We start from the raw sequence: 1,102 nt of genomic DNA on the forward strand, positions 1-1,102 counted from the left end.
TGGTTGGTTCAGGCGGTGAACGGGGTGGTCAGCGCGCGGCGATGGCCATGCGGCGTTCCAGATGCGAGCCGTAGAGCGAGAGCGGCCAGCACAGCAGGAAGTAGAGGATGCCGACGATCCCGAAGACGAGGAGCGGCTGGAAGATCTGGTTGGAGACGATGTTGCCGGCCCGCGTCAGCTCGGTGAAGCCGACGATGGCGGCAAGCGAGGTGCCCTTGATCAGCTGGACCAGGAAGCCGATCGTCGCCGGCAGCGAGATGCGGATCGCCTGCGGCAGGATGACGTCGCGCATGCGCGAGGCATAGGACAGGCTCAGCGCCTTGGCGGCCTCGGTCTGGCCCTTCGGCACGGCCTCGATCGAGCCGCGCCAGATCTCGCCGAGATAGGCGCTGGCATGGAGCGTGAAGCCGATCGCGACCGCGACCCAGGCATCGAGCTTCAACCCGACCAGCGCGAGGCCATAGTAGACCACGAAGAGCTGCATCAGCAGCGGCGTGCCCTGGAACAGGGCGATATAGCCCGACGTGATCCGCTCCATCAGCGGCCGGCCGGAAACCCGCATCAGCGCGATCGCGAGCCCGAACACGCCGCCGCCGACGAAGCCGACCAGCGAGAGCAGCACGGTCCATTTCAGACCGGTGAGCAGGAAGAGGAATTCGTTCGATCCCATCGCGCCCTCACTTCACCGGATAGCTGAAGTAGCGGGCGTTGATTCCGGCGAACATCCGCATCATCAGCCAGGACATCAGCAGGTACATCGCCGTGATGACCGCGTAGATCTCGAAGCTGCGGAAGGTGTTGCTTTCGATGACCTGCGCGACCGAGGTCAATTCGTAAGCCGAAATCGCCGAAGCGACCGAGGTGGTCAGCGTCAGCAGCACGAACTGGCTGGTCAACGACGGAAAGATCGCGCGCAGCGCCGGCTTCAGCACGATCAGTCGGAAGACCTGCGCCTTGTGCAGGCCGAGCGCCAGCCCCGCCTCGATCTGGCCCTTGCCGATCGACTGGACGCCGCCGCGGATGATCTCGATCGCATAGGCGCCGCCATTGATGCCGAGCGCGATGATCGCGGTCGGCGTCGGGTCGAGCCTCAGGCCCGCCA

General features: G+C 65.2%; 2 protein-coding genes. Both read right to left on the reverse strand.

Going from position 1 to position 1,102, the window contains the following annotated elements:
• Window positions 1–28: 28 nt before the first annotated feature.
• The gene (locus WFK61_RS26010) at window positions 29–670 is read right to left on the reverse strand and encodes an amino acid ABC transporter permease (protein WP_336814939.1); all 642 of its coding nucleotides are present in this window, start codon (window positions 668–670) and stop codon (window positions 29–31) included.
• Window positions 671–677: 7 nt separating this feature from the next.
• A partial coding sequence (locus WFK61_RS26015) for an amino acid ABC transporter permease (RefSeq protein ID WP_336814940.1) occupies window positions 678–1,102 on the reverse strand: 425 nt, incomplete at its 5' end.

The sequence above is a fragment of the Allobosea sp. MMO-172 genome, assembly GCF_037147855.1.
Classification (GTDB): Bacteria; Pseudomonadota; Alphaproteobacteria; order Rhizobiales; family Beijerinckiaceae; genus Allobosea.